The following is a 17,873-nucleotide window of genomic DNA, read 5'->3' as shown; positions in this document are numbered from 1 at the left end:
TAGCAGCTATCCAGTGGAAGCGAAGATGAATGCCTTAATTAGATTTTTGGTACGCTCTTTACTCATTTCGTAAACTTATCGCCTATAGAATATTTTCCATATTTATGCACATCCTAAAGACAAAGCCGTTCCAGCAACGGTTAAATCTACATGTCCATACTTCAGGAGGAACCCATGAAAAAAATAATGATGCTCCTTTCGGTGCTGCTGCTTTCCCAGACGGTGGCCCTCGCCAGTGCGGAGGAAGGCAATGCTCCTGTAGAGCAGTCGATTTCCATTGTGAACAGCAAGGGCGAAGAGATCGGCAACGCCCATTTGAAGCAGCAAGGCAGCAAAGTACTGATTCATCTGGAAGCCCAAGGCTTGACTCCAGGCGTACACGGCATTCATTTCCATGCCGAAGGCAAGTGCGATACGCCGGACTTCAAGACGGCCGGCGACCACTTCAACCCGCATCACAAGCAGCATGGCTTCAAAAACCCGAAAGGCTTCCATACCGGCGATCTGCCGAATATTAAAGTGAATGAAGACGGCACAGTCACCGCCATGCTGGAAAGCGAGACTGCGACCTTATTGCCAGGCAAGCCGAATTCTCTGACCAAAGAAGGCGGTACGTCGCTCATCATTCACGAAAAAGCAGACGACTACGTAACCGACCCTTCTGGCAATTCCGGCGCTCGCATCGCCTGCGGCGTCATCAAGTAACTCAAGGGACAAGCTGTCTTCGCGTATCCGACGTGCAAGACGGCTTTTTATTTGTTTCGAATGCCCCGTATCGGGTTAATAACCCTTAAGAGGCGATATGCAGGTTCGTATGGCCCAATGGAAATCGAAGGAGAGATGTACTATGTCCAAAAACACATCCACAAGCGGAGTTGTAGTCGGAGCATTGGTAGGAGGAGCGGTCGGAGCCATCACAGCTCTGTTGTTCGCGCCGAAGTCCGGCCAGCAGCTTCGCTCGGATATCGGAAATCAGCTCCAGTCGATCGGACAATGCGCCAAGGAGCTTGCAGCAAGCGTAAGCACGCATACCAAAGAGATGGTAACTAGCGTAAGCGAGCAAGCAAAGGACAGCGCCCAGGCTGCTGTAGAAGGCGTTAAGGCTGATGTCAATTCGATGGCGCCCACAGAGGACGACATCGTCAAGCTAGGCAAGGAAATGGACAAGATGCCTACCAATTCCGAGGTCAAGAGCAAGGGACGCACACCTGATCCGGCTCAATAATATACCTTACCATAAGAAGAAGGAGCGCCCGCGGGGCGCTCCTTCTTCTTATGCCGCGTCCAATAATCCACTTTCTGCGCCTCATCCTTCCCCGCTCACGATATCATCAGCCATCACCGTATGCCGCAACGAAAAAGCCTGCAAGCCATTATCATGGCTCACAGGCTCTTCTATCTGTACAAGGTGTGGAGGTATCCCAGCCGGCAGAGCATCAGCCAGCCTTAACTCCCACCTTCCTCATCTTCATCCGCTAAGAGCGTTTTCAACCGTTCGATCGCCCGGCGCTGAATACGGGAGACGCTCATCTGCGAGACGCCTAGCCGCTCGGCCACGTCGCGCTGCGACAAGCCGTGCGTATAGACAAGGGTTAACACATGCTGCTCCTGCTCCTTCAGACGTTCGAACGCTACTCGGAGGTCCATCCGGCCCTCAAGCGCCTGGAAGCCGTCGGCTTCGCCGGCGATCATATCACCGACGGTCGCCGCACTCTCCCCTTCCGAAGACAGAGGCATATCCAGCGATACATATTGATACGCCTCGCGCGAGGTCATCACTTCAATCGTTTCTTCGACGCTCAGATCCAGACTCTCTGCAATATCCTCGATCTTAGGTGATCGGCCCAGCCTGACCGTCAGGTCGTCAATCGCCTTCTGCAGCAGCAGTCCCTTCTCCTTAATACGCCGCGGCACTTGAATGTACCAGGACTTATCGCGAAGAAAATTTTTCAAATGGCCAATGACACTCTTCATGGCGTAGCCTTCGAACGGAATACCCTTCTCCGAATCAAATTGCTTAAACAGTCTGAGCATAGACATCTGTCCGACCTGGAACAGATCCTCGTACAAGTCGGGTCTGCTCCTGGACAGCTTGCCTGCCGCCATGCGGACGATGGATTCATAATGAAGGAGGAGCTGCGTCGCGCTATCGTTACACTCATGCATACGGTAGCGCTCCATGAGCATCGATGCCTGCTCCGGCGTCAATCCCGAGGATTGTACATTCATACCATCTCCTCGTTTCTGCTCATGCGCTTAATGAGTACAACCTCCGTACCATTCTCGGAGCGTACGTGAACCTCATCCATCAGAGCCTCCATCAAAAAGATGCCCAGACCGCCGACAGCGACATCGGAAATCGGCGACTGGTGTAGAACGGATGGTGCTGCGCTCTGTGCAGCCCTCACCACGTTCCCTCTTCCATCGTCCTTGATTGTAATGTTCAGTACTTGTTCATCCCACAGGAAGGACAGTTCGACCATTCCGTCTAATCCTTCCTCATAGGCATGCCGAATGGCATTCGTGCACGCCTCAGTTACAGCAACCTTCATATCTTCTATAGCTTCATACGAGAACCCGGCTTTGCTCGCGATTGCGAACAACGCAGCTCTGACAATGTCCAGATAATCGGCTCTCGCCGGAATACGAATAATAATAGGTAACGGATTCATGCTCCACGATCCTTTCTCACACTTTCAATTATAACTTAATTTTGCTTGAGCCGGTTCCATATTCGAATGGTAGAGGCGATGCCGTCTGCAATGGCAGCGATGGTCCCGCCCTCCGGCTTCTGAATATCCCGACTGTTTCGTTTCACCTTTGAAGCCGCTCCTGCTGCGGCTTCCTTGACCGATTGCGTCACCACATGGGTCGCTTGGCCAATCTCCTTCACGCTGGAAAATAATGAGTCCAGTTCCTGCATTTTTTTCTGCGCATCTACCGTTACAGCATTTGTATTGCGGACAACCTCACGGGCATCATGGCTGATTTGCAATATTTCTGTTCTCAAATCGCCAAGCGTTTTTTTGGCGTCTTCGATCGCCGCTCCCGCCAGCTTCAGTGTTTTGAAAGCAGCCAAGAGCATGAGTACTGTGGCTATTGCCACCACGACTATACTAATTTCCACGACTAAATTCATAGGATCACGGCCCCTTCCAAAGTATCCTTTCTCCCGTATTACCCCCCACAGCAAAGGTTGAAACGACAAAATCCAGAATCACTCAAATTTTTCCGATTGGACCTCGCATGTTATAATAAGTAGAAAGAAGAATCCTCGCCTGGGAAGTACGGGCTTTTCGATATGAGGCTGTACAAGAAGGAGGCTCTTATGCTTACACCACGCAATATTAGCATTCGGTTCAAAATAGCGTTGGGCTATATACTCATCATTTGCTGCCTGGGCGCAGCAGTCGTGGCTGTGTCCGAACGAATCCAATCGCTTCAGAACGAGATTGAGACGATTACATCGAGAGATATGAACATTCATAACTTAATTACGAGCATCCGGTACAATGTCATCAGCATGGAGACCAGCCAGCGGGGCTATCTGCTGACAGGCGACGAAAACTACTTGAAGCCGTATACGGAAAGCAAAGCCGAGTGGGAAGACAATTTGAACCGTCTCAGCGGCTTTTTTAACAACGATAACGAGAAACGGAGAGACCTGGATAATATAAAGGCCACCATTCAGCATTGGATCGAGGTATCCGGCGAACCGACCATTGCGCTCAAGCGGGAAAACAAAACCGAAGCCATTATCGATTATTTCAAAAACGATCCCGGCAAAGAAGACGTCGACCAGCTGCGCGATCATCTGGAGCAGCTGCGCCTTAAGCATTTGGAAACCAATCGGATTTATATCGGGGAATTGGAGAAACGGAACGAGCTGCTGACGTTCAGCTTAATTGGCATACTCATTGCCGTCGCTGTCGTCTCATTCATTATCGTCGCTTACGTATCCAACGCCATCGTACGAACGATACGCCAGGTGTCGTCTACGATCACCGAAATCGCCGATTCCAGAGGGGATCTGACCAAACGGATTAAAGTCCATTCAAAGGACGAAATCAGAGATTTGGCCAACGCGACCAACGTACTGCTGGAGAGCCTTGAAGCTCAGTCCTGGGTTCAGACCCATGTCGCCGAAGTGGCGACCATGAACCACGGTGTCAACGATTTGAAAGAGCTTGCTTCTTCGTTCCTAAGCAAGGTTGCGCCTATGATCGGCGCCTCCTACGGCGTCTTCTACTACCGCAAGGGAGCAGGAGAGCAGCTACGCCTGGACAAGCTCGCAGCGTATGCGGCTGGCGGAGATGAGAAGGCGAAGGGCAGCTTCCGATTCGGCGAAGGGCTGGTCGGACAATGCGCGCAGGACAAGCGGCCGTTCCTGCTCAACCAGCCTGAGCATTACAATGCCAGCATCACGACCGGATTAACGGAGATAAGGCCAAGAAGCGTGCTCGTCATCCCTGTCGAATTCGAAGGCAAAGTCATTGCCGTCATCGAATTTGCGTCGCTCGATCCCTTCCTCGCCCAGCATCTGAAGCTGCTGGAGGCGATCGAAGACCACTTCGGCGTCGCCATCGACAATGTAGCGGGACGCATGGAGGTCGAGCGGCTTCTGGGCGAATCCCAAGCGATGACGGAGGAGTTGCAGGCGCAGACAGAAGAGCTGCAAGCGCAGTCCGAGGAGCTGCAGATGCAGCAGGAAGAAATGCGCATGACCACTGAGCACTTGGAAGAGCAGAACCTATATGCGGAACAGAAGACGAAGGAACTGGAGCTGGCCAAGGCAGAGCTGGAGGATTATGCGGAGAAGCTGAGGCAAAGCGCGCAATACAAAACCAACTTCCTGGCGAATATGTCCCATGAGCTGCGCACGCCGCTCAACAGCATTCTCATTCTGTCCCAAATGCTGTACGAGAACGACAGCAAGTCGCTCTCTTCCGAAGAGGAAGGTTATGCTCGTGTCATCCATTCCTCTGGCAACGACCTGCTGGCATTAATCGATGATATTCTTGACTTGTCCAAGATCGAAGCCGGCAAAATCACCCTGGTCGTAGATGAAGTCAACGTCTCGGAAGTTCCGGAAATGCTGAAGCTTAGCTTCGATCCGATTGCCGATAAGAAGGGACTCTCCTTCTTGATTGAGCAGCAACGCGAATTGCCGCCGATTATCCGGACGGATGGCCAGCGCTTGCAGCAAATTTTGAAGAACCTGCTGTCCAACGCCTTCAAATTTACCGAAAGCGGTACGGTCACGCTGAAGCTTCATCAGGCCGATCCGTCGACCATACAAGAGCATTTGCCGGATACAGACGCGGAGAGCTTCATCGCCTTCTCGGTCATCGACACCGGCATTGGCATACCGAAGGATAAGCAGGAGCTTATCTTCGAAGCGTTCCAGCAAGTCGACGGCAATACGAACCGTCTCTACGGCGGAACGGGACTCGGCTTGTCGATATGCAGCGAATTTGCCCATCTGCTGGGCGGCTGCATCGTCGTCGACAGCGAGCTTCACAAGGGAAGCACCTTTACGTTGTATTTGCCGTTTCAGATTAACGAAGCGCAGTTTGAGCTTAACCAGGCAATGCTGGAGGCCGCGGCTGCCGCTCCAAGCGGAATAACGGCAAGACATACAGATAGAATCGACCCTCCATCAGATATACCGGCTGTGGAGGCAGCTCCTTCGCACAGAGAAGAGGAGCAATCGGAGTACCATGAAGGTGACTCCGCCTTCTTGAATAAGCGCGTGCTGCTCGTAGAGGATGATGCACGCAACGTCTTCGCATTAGTTAGAGCACTGGAGACGAAGGGATTGGAAGTAACGGTTGCACGCAACGGACAGGAATGTCTGGAAATAGTCGATACCGACTCTAGCTACGATTTGGTCCTGATGGATATCATGATGCCTGTCATGGATGGCTTCGAGACGACCAAAGAGCTGAAGAAGCATCCGTTGATGAAAAGCACGCCAATTATCGCTTTGACAGCCAAAGCGATGAAGAGCGATCAAGAGAGCTGTCTGGCAGCCGGCGCGTCCGACTATATTAGCAAGCCAATCCAAATGGAGCAGTTGTTCTCGCTGATGAGGGTTTGGCTGACAAAGCAGGTGGAACATTAACATGTTGGATGATGGCGAATTGCGACAGGGCGATTCCTTGCGAGACTTAGATGATGAGCCCTCTGATTACGGAGAGATCGAAGAGCTTGAACTGGATTTGCTGCTGGAGGCCATCTATCGGCTAAGGGGCTTTGACTTCCGCCATTACCTCCGCTCCTCCCTGCGCAGACGGGTAAGGCATCGGATGAATTTGGAGAAACTCCCCACCATCTCGGCGCTGCTGGGCAAGGTACTGCATGAGGAAGGATTTCTGGAGAGGCTGCTAGAGGATTTCTCCATCAAGGTGACGGAGATGTTCCGCGATCCGGAGTTCTTCCTGGCCTTCCGCCAGAAGGTCGTGCCTCATCTCCGCGAACTGGATGAGCTGCGGATCTGGCATGCAGGATGTGCCACTGGCGAGGAGGTCTACTCCATGGCGATTCTGCTGCAGGAGGAAGGTCTGCTGGACCGCTCCACCATCTATGCGACGGATATGAGCAAGGTAGCCGTTGCTCAAGCCAAGCAAGGCAAGTTCCCGCTCAAGCGCATGCAGGCTTATACCCGCAATTACTTGCAGGCAGGCGGCACGCGCGAGTTTTCCGCCTATTACAAGACAGACCATTCCTATGCCTTCTTCCCGCCTGAAATTAAGGAGCATATGATGTTCGCCGAGCATAATCTCGCGACAGACGGTTCCTTTAACGAATTTCATGTGATTCTGTGCCGCAATGTGCTGATTTACTTTGATGCCGAGCTTCAAAACAGAGTACACCGCGTATTGACGGACAGTCTGGCGCCCAGCGGCTTTCTGGCGCTGGGGAGCAAGGAATCCTTCCTCTCCCCTCATAAGTCCATGTTCGCCGAATATACGCCAGAAGAGAGGATCTTCCGCAAGCTATAAGACTCGGATGGCTATAACACCTCCGAGCTCTCCCTTGCAAGTCAGATAGCATCCTACCATTTCCACACAGCAAAATGGCGTGTCGCTTCGGTCAACCAAGCGCACGCCATTTTATATTCTCATGTATAATAGCATCCTCTGCATTCCATCCCCAGCGAGGCACAGAGGCTCTTGTGTTCATCCCCGGTATTTCATGAGTCGAACTTCCGTCCGCTGCTCATCGGAATTCATCTGCACCTCATCCATTAAGGCTTCCATCAGATAAATGCCCAGACCGCCTACGCGCAGCTCGCTGGGATGGTTGCCCTGGATGCCGGAAGCCGCCTTCCGAGCATCGGAATGCGCAAAGGGAATGCCGTAATTCACGACGCGAATCGCCAGACTGTTAGCATCGGATTCAAAGGCGACATCGATCACACCGTCACCGGCCTGCTCTCTCTCCGCGCCATGCAGTACCGCATTGCTGCAAGCCTCAGATACCGCTACCTTCATATCCTCAATGTCCTCGAAAGAGAAGCCCAGCTTGGTCGCAACGCCCAAGAGACAATTCCTGACCAGATCGATATAGTCCGCATCTGCCGGTATTTGCAAGTGTACAGCTTTCATGCCCCTGCCTCTTCCTTCAAGTAGCCCGTTAAACCTGTCATATCGAACAATCTCCGCACAGTCGACGGAATATTGCGCACATAGAACGGCGCGTTCACGCTATCCCTCGTCTTCAGAATCGAGACGATAATACCGATGCCCGTGCTGTCGATATATTTCAGTCCCTCCAGATCCAGAATCATAGCCAGATCCGTACGCCGCAAATAAGGGTCTACTGCCGCCTGCAGTTGGGGGACGACAGCCAGATCGAGCTCCCCGCCAAGCTTTAATACAAACTGTTCATTCGTCTCATACTGTTCCATACGAAAAGGTTCCATTTTCATTCTTCCCATTCACTCCGCTCTATTTGACCTTATATTGATCCTATCAATTGAATCCTGAATAGACAAGCTATACCGTTGCGATATGGTAGTAGCTTACATACTGCGGCTCATGCGTTTCCTCATCGAGGAATAGCTTCAGTACAGCGTCATCCCGCTGGAATACGATGCCGTCCTCGGCGGTATAATCCGGCTGGCCGAATGCCTTCGTCAAAGCAGACTCTGTAATAGACAATATCTCGCCGTCTACCTGCAAGGCCTTGTCTGCCTCGATGTTAACATATTGGATGAATTCACCGTAGAAGGCGACTTCCAAATCTGAATATTCATATACCACCAGCTCGCCCCATAGGTCGTCCACCGACTTGCTCACCGGCTCGCCCAGCTTGGATACGACGTCTTCAGGGGTATCGTAAAGGCTAATTCCATTTACAGTATCCAGTTCAAATTCGTCGCCCGATAAGGCAATGCTCGCTTCCGACGTCTGCGGCTCTGCAGCAGGCCCCTCGTCTTCCGCCTGCACGTACATAGACGCTTCCTCCGCATGATTCATAAGTCCAGTTGTATCATAGATAGCCGGCACAATAGCCAGAGACGCTCCTACAACATGCCTCATCGGCATCTGCGCATCAGCCTGCTGCTCTGACGATTGAATCCCCATTGCGACAACACTCACTATAATAAAGACATACAGAATGATTGCTCTCATGATGAACTCCCTCCCGCTATGGATGCTTATGCTTCTCTTAGCTTTCAAGGTTCCTATGATCATGTATAAACCATTCTCTGTCATTTGAAACATACGGATTGGCGCTACTTCAGTATAATCTGCAATAAGCAAATATCGTCGCGCTGCCTGCTGCTGCCATCCTCGTTCTGCATTAAGGCCTCTACGATCTCTCCCGGCTCCGCGCCGGGACTCTTCCGAATGCTCTCCGCAATGCGTGTGACAAGCGTATCGTCTTCCTCCGTGCCCATCGCTTCCAGCAATCCATCCGTATAAAGCGCAATGACCGTACCCGGCGTATAAGGAACCATGCCTTTGCTTACACGGATATGCTCGAACAATCCGATAGCCGGGCCGCTGGGACTTAACATCACCAGAGAATCGTCCGTTACGACGAGACCTGGCGGATGGCCCGCATTGATGTATTCGACCGTATGATTCGCGGTATCAATCAGGACGAAGACGGCCGTAAAGTAATAGTTCATCAGCTCATCGGAGCGATAGAGCTGCCCCATATACCGGTTCAGCTCCAGGATGACCTCCTCCGGATCAGTGATGCGCATCATCATATCCTTCAGTACCGAAGAGATGAACATGCATACAAGCGATGACGAGATGCCATGGCCCATCATATCCAGCAGAATGACAGCATAACGGTCCCGGTCGATGCGGAACCACGCATAGTAGTCGCCTGCCAGCTCGAAGGAAGGACGGTAATCAGCCACGATGCTGATTTGCTCGTTCTGAATAGGCAAGCTAAGGACGCTCCGCTGCACTTGCTTGGCCAACTCCAGCTCATAGCGAATGCGCTTGTCCCTCTCCTTATGCCAATCCTTCTCATGCTTCAACCGGAGCGCGGAACGAATACGCGCCATCAGCTCCAGCTTATTGATCGGCTTCATGACATAATCGGTTGCGCCTGCATCAAGCGCCTCCGCCAGCTTAAGGGAATCGCCGACCGCCGTCACGAATATAATCGGCACATCGCGGTAGCGATCATCCGCTTGAATGGTTCTGCAGGCTTCCAGCCCGTCAATCTCCGGCATCATCATATCCAGCAGAATAAGGTCTACCGGCTCCTCGGCACGGCATTCCGAATCCAGATGCAGCATGCCGAATAATTGTCGGGCGGATGAAGCGATGCGCAGATCGGAATATCCTTCTTTGGTTAATATCGTTCTTATAATCATCTGGTTCGTCACATTGTCGTCTACGATTATAATACTCAAGTGAATTGTCCTCCTATGACAAGTTGCTGAAGAGGTATATAGCAATAGCCTACCCTTGCGGGCAGGCTATTTCAACCTATTTGTACGGAGGTTGGTTATGCATCGGATAAGTGTAAGGGTAGAAGTAGACTTCTCTGTCAAAGTCATCGTCATAATACTCCCTGCCGCCCCAGGCGATGACGACAATCGCATCCCTGTCCATCGCGGCCTCCAGCCTTTCCGCTTCATCCTTCGCCACGCCCAGCGATCTCATCTTGGCTCTGAGGCCATCGCCCGTCGATCGGAATATGTTGGCAATCGATGTGCCTAGCCCTTGCTCCGCTACTCCGATCTCTTCCGCATCTGTACGCTCTGCCAGACGCTTCGTCCTTGTCTTGTCATGGGTCAGTACGAAGACCCGATCCTCCGCATAACCTTCATGGCGGAATTGTCTCACTTGCTCCTGCACTTCATCACGTGTCATAACTGTACGTACTTTGGTTTGTTCTGTATTTGCCGTTTTCATGATAAATCCCTCCTGAAATGAATGATATGAATGATCGTTTCCTTAAGCATACTGCCTGGGTATCATTAGACTTTTCTTCTGCCTAGAATCAGGGAAGCCAAGAACAAAACTACGAAGATAACGAATAGGACCTTGGCTATTCCCGCCATAGCGGAAGCTATGCCCATGAACCCGAAGATTCCAGCTACCAGAGCGAAAATGAAAAACATTAATGCCCATCCCAGCATAGGAATCACCGCCTTTCTGATTGTCGGCGATTGTGTTCGCCGGCTTGCTTGTTCTTAACCCAATCAGTCCGCCTTGAAACAAATGAAGCATGCATAATTTTTGACAGTTCTCATCCGATTCAACCGTTCAATCCAAGGGTAAGGAGAGCTATACCTTTTATAAAGGAGTGTATCATTATGAATACGAATATTCCGCAGCGCAACGTGGAAATCGAAGAACGGCATGTTCAGAAGAAGTCGGATTCAAGCCAGGTACTGTCTACCCTTATCAAATATACCGCATACATCGTAATCGTCTTTGGCGTCCTTTACTTCCTCGTCCGATTTGTATTCCCTCTCTTCTAAGAGGGATACGGCAGAAGCCGCTTGAAGAGCATGCTCTTCAAGCGGTTTTTTGCGTTTTATGCCCAACCGCAATCTAGCCAGACACGAAGAAAACCTCCCTGTCTCAGGGAGGTTTCTATAGTCGTCTCATCTATGATTATTCCGTCACCGTATCGTCGGCATCGCCAGGCACGATTGGTTCTGTTGCAAGCGGATCATCCGTCACAATCGGTGCGTTATTATTCAAGTTGTTGGATGTGCCGTTCGTGTCGCTGTTGCAGGCTGCGGCGGTGAAAATCATAATTGCACACATCGTAGCTGTCAGCAGCACCTTTGTCATGCTTTGCTTTTTTGCGAGCTTATTCATTGTATCTTCCTCCTGATTGATCGTTTTAGGGTATGGAGCTCAGCGTCTCCTATCCCTACTTAACCCAACCTTCTCAGGATGAATCATCTCTTCCCATGAGAAAAAACTCAGAAACCGGTTGGCCTACCGTTCACAACTCAGTAGCCGATCAATGCCAGAGGCAATGATCCCGGATCCCCTCTCCACATTGGCCAGCACATGCGCGTAAGCGCCCGACTCCAGATAGGCCGAAGACAGCATGACTACACCCGGATCGCTTCCCATCACAAAATACTTGAACGGCTTGCCGTCTATGATCGTTATCCACACGCCATAGCCGTAGGAGGTATGCTCATTCGAAACCGCATGCGGATGCAGCATAAGAGCCGTTGACTCCTCAGACAGCAGCCGGAAGCTCAGCAGCGCATCCCAGAATCGGTCCAGATCGCGAACGGTCGTATAAGCGCCGCCATCCGCCCCTCCTATGATCGGGATGGAGAACTGGTTCGTGCGCCAATCGGTATCCGTACCGATATAGCCGAGCGCTGTCCGTTCCGGCAGCCGGTCCATGGAGAAGTAACCTGAATCGTCCATCCCGGAGCTACGGAAAATATGCTCCTCGATATAAGAGGTGAAGCTCTGGCCGCTTATCTTCTCCACGATCAGACCGAGCAGAATGAAGCCTGAGTTGCAATAAGAGAATCGCTCTCCCGGGGCAAACTTCATCTCCTGCGTATCGAATAGCGGCAGAAAGTCCGACGGCGACTTTATGCGATACGTGGGTATTGTGTTCCATAAGTCCTCATAGTGACTCATGGTCTCCTCATCAAAGTAATCCGGCACACCTGAGGTATGAGTAAGCAAGTGATGAACATTGACACGGGGATCAAATGCCGGAAAGGAATGATCCACAACATTCTTCAGCAAGGAATCGTAAGCCAGCTTTCCTTGCTCTACAAGCTGCGCAATCGCCACAGCGGTGAAGATTTTGCAGCCGGATGCGATACCGAAGCGCGTATCGGCGCTATTGCGGATGCCTTCGCTGCGATTGGCAAAACCGTAGCTCTGCTCGAACCGCTCGCCGTTCGCGTTCACCCTTAGCGATCCGGAGAACGACATTGCGGCCTTATCATTAAAGTCCTGTACAATTGCTTCTATCTGATTAGCTAATCGCACGGTGTTCACTTCCTTTATCTATACTCTCTACTTTCCCCAACGTCAGCTGCTGCATTATTCCGAAGGCGCCAAGCCGCGCTCTCTCATCAATTCAATCAGGGCGGCTCTGGCATCCCCCTGGAACAGCCCTCCGTGATAGCAGACCAGCTTCCGAATCGGGTACGTCAACATGCGTTCGACGGTGCCTAGAGCCGCTTCCATATCCAGCGTGAACTGCGGATTGGCAATGCCAAGCTTGCCGTCCTCTTCGATCACAACCGCATCTCCTGCAATCATCGTACCGTTCTCCCTGATGAATAGAGATGCATGCCCCGGCATATGTCCTGGCGTATGGACAACTTCTGTTCCCCCGCACCACGGAAGCAGCGCTCCGTCGGCCTCCGTACGATGCACCAGAGCAGGCTCGATGCTCTTCAGAAAGGCGATAAAACCTTCCGCCTGCGTTCTTGCCTCCTCCGGCATTCCTTCCAGAGAAGCCTCGGCTTGGATTAGCCTTAGCGACTTGCGCTTGCCCGACACATATAGCGCCTCCAGCTCATAGGTGATCGTCTCTGCCTGCGGGTAAGCCCTCTGCAATTCCGCAAGCGCTCCAATATGGTCCATATCGTGATGAGTGACAAATATATGCGTCATATGCTGGAGCGTCAATCCCTGCAGGCCAGCCGCTTCCTCCAGCAATGGCGCGAAGCCGGGATAGCCGCAATCGACAAGCACCATATGGCGATCATCCCGCAATATGACGGGCGTTATGGTCTGCCGTTGTCCGCCATGTTCAAAAGTAATGGGCAGGCTGTACACCTTGTTCATTCCATTCACATCCTATTCTAGAGCTTTGGCGGAATACGATGGCGTGTCGCCTGCTCGAATCCATAAGCCAGCTTAATAAGTGTCGGCTCGCTAAAGGCAAGACCGGAGAAGATGACGCCGAAAGGCCCCCTCGTCGAATCGCCATCCTCATCAATGATGCCATTCGCCGAATATCCTGCCGGAACGCAGATTAGCGGATAGCCCATTCGGGCCGCCATATATTTGCCGTCGGCATCGCCAGGCAGAAGAAGCGCATCCAGCCGCTCCCGCTTCATCAGATACTCGATGCCTTCACGTCGCGCCCTCTCCTTATACGAAGCCTGCTCCTGTTCGTACTGCTCCTTCGTCATCACGGACTCCGACTGCTCCAGCGTGTCCTGACCATACTTCAACGTCTGTTCGGCATGATCCCGATGATAAGCGATTAATTCCGTTAAGGAATGCACAGGCGAAGATTCATCCAAGCGCGACAAATAAGCGTTGATGCCCTGCTTGAACTCATAACCGACGACGCCTTGATTCCAATTGCTGTATTCCACCGGCAAAGGGATGTTATCGACGATCATTGCGCCCTCGCGCTTCAGCGCCGCAATGGCATCTTCCATAATCGCGAGCCGTTCCTCGTCCAGATGCTCATAATAGGGACGCGGAATCCCAATTCTCGATTGAGACACATACGACGCATCCAGGAATGCCGTGTAGTCCAGGCAAGCCGCTTCTTTCCTAACCTCCGTCAGCGTATCGCGCTCATCCCATCCTGCGATTGCTCCTAACAGGATAGCCGCATCCGCGACTGTTCGGGCAAGCGGCCCCGGCGTATCCTGATTAAACGAAATCGGGATAATACCCGATCTGCTGGCAAGCCCCACTGTAGGCTTGATGCCTATCAGCGCATGCTGAGCAGCAGGTCCTACAATGGAGCCGGCCGTCTCCGTTCCGATTGCAGCTGTCGCGAGGTTTGCGGCGACCGCCGCTGCTGATCCAGAACTGGAGCCGCTGACGAACAGCTCGCCCGGACCATAAGGATTAAGCACCTGTCCACCCCGCGAGCTGTAGCCCGCCGGCATGCGGCTGGACATAAAGTTCGACCATTCCGTCATATTGGCTTTTCCCAGCAGCACAGCACCCGCCTCCCGCAGCTTGGCTGCAATGAAAGCATCCTTCTCCGCTAGGCTATTCGCTAACACAACGGAGCCGGCGCTTGTATGCATGCGGTCTCCCGTGTCGATATTATCCTTCAGCAGAATCGGAATCCCGTGCAGCTTCCCCCGGCTTCCTCTCTCCTTCCGCTCCGCATCAAGCGACCGGGCAATGTCTATCGCATCCGGGTTCAGCTCCAGAACGGCGTTAATAAGGGGATTGATCTCCCTTATCCGATCTATGTACGCCAAAGTCAGCTCCTCTGAGCTGATCCGGCCCGATTCCATTGCCGATTGCAGGCTCATGATATCGGCTTCTACCATCCATTCTTTCAACGTGATGTTCAATTCGTTCTCCCCCGACACCTTATAGATATAGATTAAACCTACCATATCCCCCACAGACTCCGGTACGGAAAGATCAATTATATTCAAATGATAACAGCGTACGTATTATGGTTGTTGCTGGTCGAGATATCGCGGCTGCGCTGCGAATGGCTTGTCCGCTATCAGCTTCCCTTCCTGATCGAAGGCACGGATGGTCCAGTTCTCTTCCGTATAATCATCCAGCACCAGTAGCGCATATCTGCCCGTGGCTTCCTGCCACACGTAGTGATTGGGATTGGCTTTTACATCATCAAGAGTCATCGTATAAGGCTCATCATAGGCCAGATCCTTCAGATGATTGCCTGCCGACAGATAGCGAATCCGCGAATCGTCCCTCACCCGAATGCCGACCAGAAACCATATATCGTCGCCTCCGCTTCCATATCCGGCCAACTCGAACGGCTGTCCATCCTCTTGAGCGCGAAGACTGCCGCCTTCGCCTCCATGAGCGTACAGCAAGCCCCAGAGCGTATGCAGCTTGCCCACGCCAAAGGTGCCATGGAAGGCATCCTCATAAAGCACAGCCTTTCCGCCTGGCATATCCTCGGACAAAATAACTTTGTAATCCTGGTGGAAGCCCGCCGAGATCGCCGCCGACATGGTGAAGCGGTAACCCATTAGCCAGCCGTACGCCACAACCAAGAGCGCTATTATACCGATACTCCAATACACTTTTTTCTTCATAGCTGTACTCCCCCCTGGTTCCCTGTATCCTGTTGCCCTAGCACCATATCCATAAAAGTCCGATGAGCACGGGACAGCCATTTGTTCTTGTGATAGCAGACTTGTCCGTAGAACGTCAGCTCATCGTCCGTCTGAAGAGCAGCCATATCCTTGCTCTTCAGCATCCCCTCCACGCTCATATAAGGCATGAGGCTGATGCCCAGGCCGCTGACGACGCACTGTTTCATCGCCTCCATACTGGTGAACGCCATATGGCTGCCGACTGTCCAAGCTTTGCGCTCCATATACGACTCGAAGGTTCGGCGGAGCGAGCAGGTTTTTTCGCTGAATATGATGCATTCGTCCTGCAATTCTCCCATTGAGCGGGCGGCCAGATGGCTGCCGCCAACAAAGACCAGAGGCGACTCCAAGAATGGGATGGCGATAAGCTGCGGATCATCGACATGCGGTTCCAGCGTAACGGCAATATCCAGCTCCCCGGTGTGGAGCATCTCTCGCAGCGGCATGCAGTTGTCATTTATGAGAGACAGAGTAACCTCCGGATATTGTTTCTTGAACTGCGACAAGACCGGCCCTAGCTTGTAGACGGTCATCGTCTCCGACGCGCCGATTCGCAGCTCTCCCCGAACCGTATGATTGTCCTCAGAGATATGCTTGATTTTCGAATAAGCCGTAAGCAGCTCCACGACATAAGGATACAGCTCCTTCCCCGCTTCCGTTAACACGATTCGCTTCCCTAATCGGTCGAATAAGGGATAGCCGATCTCCTCTTCCAGTTGCTGAATATGGGAGGTAATCGTAGCCTGCGAATATTGCAAAGCCTGAGCCGCCTTCGTAAAGCTGCCGAGATCGGCTGCCGATTTGAACGTCTGAAACTGCCGTATATCCATCCTCATCGCTCCTTCTTATCAGAAATGCTGAATATATCCTTGAAATGTTTCAATTTTACTAATAATAGTTTCTATTTTATCATGAATTCAACGAATTCAAATCAGATAGGAGATAGAAGCATGAGCCGAATTTGCCTATTGCTGCCGAATGGCTTCGAAGCTGTTGAGGCAAGCGTATTTACCGATGTATTGGGGTGGAACCGGGAGGAAGGGGATGGATCAACCGAAGTCGTGACGGTCGGAACTCGTGAGAAGCTGGCTTGCACGTGGAACTTTACCGTTCTGCCGGAGAAGCTGCTGGCTGATGTGAGCGTCGATGAATTCGATGCGCTCGCCTTGCCTGGGGGATTCGAAACGGCTGGATTTTACGAGGATGCATTCCGGGAGGATGTACTGGCCTTAATTAGAGAATTTGATCGCCAAGGCAAGTGGATCGCATCTATCTGCGTAGCCGCGCTTATGATCGGCAAAAGCGGGGTGCTGGAGGGCAGGCGTGCAACGACGTATAACCTTAACAATCGCAGGCGCCAGCTCATGCTGGAGGAGATGGGAGCACTGGTTGTTCCGGATGAGCGCATTGTCGTTGATCGCAATATCATTACTTCCTATAACCCCTCTACCGCTTTCGACGTCGCATTTACGCTGCTTGAGAAGCTGACAAATGCCGACAACGCCAATGAGGTCAGACGTTTAATGGGGTTTGCATAACAACAAACCGATGATACCGATGACGGTTAGCAGCACCCCTTCGCCCGGCTTATCTGTTTGTGGAGCCAACACAACCATTAGAACACCAATCAGCACAAATACCAAAGACGCCAAACCGAGATCAACCAAACGGCCGCGCTTCGCAAACACTTGAAAATCAATCATAGAAATCCTCCTGGTCCGTTTCATTTTCCGATGCAACATCTTCGCCTCTTCCAACGTACTATTCCATAAGACTAGCAACCGAAGGGAGCGGATATGAAGTGGAGTTGTACTTTAACGATCGATTCTTCAGCACGGGCCAGACCGACATTATGGATAAAGGAGGAATGCCGGCTGGCATGCTGGATCTGGAGAGTATGCTGACCTCTTCCATCTCTGTCTTCGGGCAGGGCTCCAGTCTGCGCTGCACCGGCAAGTTCCGATTTATGGGCAATACGTGGGAGGTTTCGGGCGCTGCTGGTGAAGAGCTGGGCACGCTGCGGGCCAGGTTTTCCTTATTCAGCAAGCGATACGAATATGATGCGGGCTACCGCGGCATTTATACGATTGAATCTCCGGCCTTTTCTCAGGATTATGCCATATTAGACCGGAGCGAGACGACCGTTGCCACGTTCCAGAAGGTAAGCGGCTGGCTCCAACCCGGTGCATTCCGTCTGCTTAATGACGCTAGCGAGCTTGACAGCTATGAGCTGGTTGCCGTCATTATGGGCGTGCACAGCATTCAGAAGCGCAACAACAACCATGCGGCTCACTCGTAACCTTAAGTGAAACTCTTTCCCTTTGCTGCCGGC

23 protein-coding genes are annotated in these 17,873 nt (G+C 52.0%); 7 read left to right on the top strand and 16 right to left on the bottom strand.

Annotated features, from left to right (window positions below; translation table 11 throughout):
- The first annotated feature begins 174 nt into the window (after window positions 1-174).
- Together AC0YNW_RS16185 and AC0YNW_RS16180 are read left to right on the top strand one after the other, a co-directional pair.
- Window positions 175-705, top strand: coding sequence for a superoxide dismutase family protein (locus AC0YNW_RS16185; RefSeq protein WP_475832804.1), 531 nt, complete (start codon window positions 175-177; stop codon window positions 703-705).
- Window positions 706-847: 142 nt separating this feature from the next.
- Window positions 848-1,225 (top strand): YtxH domain-containing protein, encoded by a 378-nt coding sequence (locus AC0YNW_RS16180; protein WP_387470849.1) that lies wholly within the window; start codon window positions 848-850, stop codon window positions 1,223-1,225.
- A 221-nt stretch (window positions 1,226-1,446) separates the two neighbouring features.
- Here AC0YNW_RS16180 and AC0YNW_RS16175 read toward each other — a convergent pair whose 3' ends face one another.
- Genes AC0YNW_RS16175 through AC0YNW_RS16165 form a run of 3 tightly spaced genes read right to left on the bottom strand, consistent with a single transcriptional unit; the run spans window position 1,447 to window position 3,139 of the window.
- Window positions 1,447-2,229 carry a sigma-70 family RNA polymerase sigma factor gene (locus tag AC0YNW_RS16175; protein WP_387470847.1) on the bottom strand — a complete coding sequence of 261 codons (783 nt, stop codon included), beginning with the start codon at window positions 2,227-2,229 and terminating at the stop codon, window positions 1,447-1,449.
- Window positions 2,226-2,672 carry an anti-sigma B factor RsbW gene (rsbW, locus tag AC0YNW_RS16170; RefSeq protein ID WP_387470845.1) on the bottom strand — a complete coding sequence of 149 codons (447 nt, stop codon included), beginning with the start codon at window positions 2,670-2,672 and terminating at the stop codon, window positions 2,226-2,228. The genes AC0YNW_RS16175 and rsbW overlap by 4 nt, the downstream gene beginning before the upstream one ends.
- 35 nt (window positions 2,673-2,707) lie before the next feature.
- A complete protein-coding gene (locus AC0YNW_RS16165) occupies window positions 2,708-3,139 on the bottom strand; it encodes a DUF948 domain-containing protein (protein ID WP_387470843.1) in 432 nt (143 codons plus the stop codon).
- 189 nt (window positions 3,140-3,328) lie between these two features.
- Between AC0YNW_RS16165 and AC0YNW_RS16160 the strand changes: the two genes are divergently transcribed.
- Together AC0YNW_RS16160 and AC0YNW_RS16155 are read left to right on the top strand one after the other, a co-directional pair.
- A complete protein-coding gene (locus AC0YNW_RS16160) occupies window positions 3,329-6,124 on the top strand; it encodes a response regulator (RefSeq protein WP_475832803.1) in 2,796 nt (931 codons plus the stop codon).
- Window position 6,125: 1 nt separating this feature from the next.
- Window positions 6,126-7,004, top strand: a complete 879-nt coding sequence (locus tag AC0YNW_RS16155) for a CheR family methyltransferase (protein WP_475832802.1) — start codon at window positions 6,126-6,128, stop codon at window positions 7,002-7,004.
- A gap of 177 nt (window positions 7,005-7,181) precedes the next feature.
- Here AC0YNW_RS16155 and AC0YNW_RS16150 read toward each other — a convergent pair whose 3' ends face one another.
- From AC0YNW_RS16150 to AC0YNW_RS16125, 6 genes are all read right to left on the bottom strand, one after another.
- Entirely contained in the window at window positions 7,182-7,610 is a 429-nt protein-coding gene (locus AC0YNW_RS16150; RefSeq protein WP_387470837.1) for an ATP-binding protein, read from the bottom strand.
- Window positions 7,607-7,927, bottom strand: coding sequence for an STAS domain-containing protein (locus tag AC0YNW_RS16145; RefSeq protein WP_387470835.1), 321 nt, complete (start codon window positions 7,925-7,927; stop codon window positions 7,607-7,609). Before AC0YNW_RS16145 ends, AC0YNW_RS16150 begins: the two co-directional genes overlap by 4 nt.
- A gap of 73 nt (window positions 7,928-8,000) precedes the next feature.
- A complete protein-coding gene (locus tag AC0YNW_RS16140) occupies window positions 8,001-8,639 on the bottom strand; it encodes a hypothetical protein (protein ID WP_475832801.1) in 639 nt (212 codons plus the stop codon).
- A gap of 104 nt (window positions 8,640-8,743) precedes the next feature.
- On the bottom strand, window positions 8,744-9,886 hold the full coding sequence (locus AC0YNW_RS16135) for a SpoIIE family protein phosphatase (RefSeq protein WP_475832800.1): 1,143 nt from the start codon (window positions 9,884-9,886) through the stop codon (window positions 8,744-8,746).
- Between the two features lie 76 nt (window positions 9,887-9,962).
- Window positions 9,963-10,391: a YflT domain-containing protein gene (locus AC0YNW_RS16130; protein WP_387470829.1), complete on the bottom strand. Its 429-nt coding sequence runs from the start codon at window positions 10,389-10,391 to the stop codon at window positions 9,963-9,965.
- 65 nt (window positions 10,392-10,456) lie between these two features.
- Window positions 10,457-10,618: a DUF1328 domain-containing protein gene (locus AC0YNW_RS16125; protein WP_387470827.1), complete on the bottom strand. Its 162-nt coding sequence runs from the start codon at window positions 10,616-10,618 to the stop codon at window positions 10,457-10,459.
- Window positions 10,619-10,795: 177 nt separating this feature from the next.
- On the opposite strand from AC0YNW_RS16125, the gene AC0YNW_RS16120 reads away from it, so the two are divergent.
- Window positions 10,796-10,963: a hypothetical protein gene (locus AC0YNW_RS16120; RefSeq protein WP_165867467.1), complete on the top strand. Its 168-nt coding sequence runs from the start codon at window positions 10,796-10,798 to the stop codon at window positions 10,961-10,963.
- A 136-nt stretch (window positions 10,964-11,099) separates the two neighbouring features.
- Here AC0YNW_RS16120 and AC0YNW_RS16115 read toward each other — a convergent pair whose 3' ends face one another.
- The 6 genes from AC0YNW_RS16115 to AC0YNW_RS16090 form a co-directional block, all read right to left on the bottom strand.
- Window positions 11,100-11,309 carry a hypothetical protein gene (locus AC0YNW_RS16115; protein ID WP_475832799.1) on the bottom strand — a complete coding sequence of 70 codons (210 nt, stop codon included), beginning with the start codon at window positions 11,307-11,309 and terminating at the stop codon, window positions 11,100-11,102.
- A gap of 123 nt (window positions 11,310-11,432) precedes the next feature.
- Window positions 11,433-12,407 (bottom strand): serine hydrolase domain-containing protein, encoded by a 975-nt coding sequence (locus tag AC0YNW_RS16110; RefSeq protein ID WP_475833156.1) that lies wholly within the window; start codon window positions 12,405-12,407, stop codon window positions 11,433-11,435.
- Window positions 12,408-12,518: 111 nt separating this feature from the next.
- A complete protein-coding gene (locus AC0YNW_RS16105; RefSeq protein ID WP_475832798.1) occupies window positions 12,519-13,271 on the bottom strand; it encodes an MBL fold metallo-hydrolase in 753 nt (250 codons plus the stop codon).
- A gap of 17 nt (window positions 13,272-13,288) precedes the next feature.
- Entirely contained in the window at window positions 13,289-14,803 is a 1,515-nt protein-coding gene (locus AC0YNW_RS16100) for an amidase family protein (protein ID WP_475832797.1), read from the bottom strand.
- Window positions 14,804-14,863: 60 nt separating this feature from the next.
- Window positions 14,864-15,481, bottom strand: coding sequence for a hypothetical protein (locus AC0YNW_RS16095; protein WP_475832796.1), 618 nt, complete (start codon window positions 15,479-15,481; stop codon window positions 14,864-14,866).
- Window positions 15,478-16,371 carry a LysR family transcriptional regulator gene (locus AC0YNW_RS16090; RefSeq protein ID WP_475832795.1) on the bottom strand — a complete coding sequence of 298 codons (894 nt, stop codon included), beginning with the start codon at window positions 16,369-16,371 and terminating at the stop codon, window positions 15,478-15,480. The genes AC0YNW_RS16095 and AC0YNW_RS16090 overlap by 4 nt, the downstream gene beginning before the upstream one ends.
- A gap of 120 nt (window positions 16,372-16,491) precedes the next feature.
- Between AC0YNW_RS16090 and AC0YNW_RS16085 the strand changes: the two genes are divergently transcribed.
- Window positions 16,492-17,079 (top strand): DJ-1/PfpI family protein, encoded by a 588-nt coding sequence (locus AC0YNW_RS16085; RefSeq protein ID WP_475832794.1) that lies wholly within the window; start codon window positions 16,492-16,494, stop codon window positions 17,077-17,079.
- On the opposite strand, the gene AC0YNW_RS16080 is transcribed toward AC0YNW_RS16085, so the two are convergent.
- Complete coding sequence (locus AC0YNW_RS16080) at window positions 17,062-17,244, bottom strand: hypothetical protein (protein WP_475832793.1); 183 nt, start codon at window positions 17,242-17,244, stop codon at window positions 17,062-17,064. The two genes, AC0YNW_RS16085 and AC0YNW_RS16080, sit on opposite strands and share 18 nt — an antisense overlap.
- 98 nt (window positions 17,245-17,342) lie before the next feature.
- Here AC0YNW_RS16080 and AC0YNW_RS16075 point away from each other — a divergent pair, with 98 nt between their 5' ends.
- The gene (locus tag AC0YNW_RS16075) at window positions 17,343-17,840 is read left to right on the top strand and encodes an LURP-one-related/scramblase family protein (protein ID WP_475832792.1); all 498 of its coding nucleotides are present in this window, start codon (window positions 17,343-17,345) and stop codon (window positions 17,838-17,840) included.
- The last annotated feature ends 33 nt before the right edge of the window (window positions 17,841-17,873 follow it).

The organism is Paenibacillus sp. J31R120 (assembly GCF_056269225.1).
The sequence above is the reverse complement of the archived record's forward strand: the minus strand, read 5'-3'. Positions and strand labels throughout refer to the sequence as shown.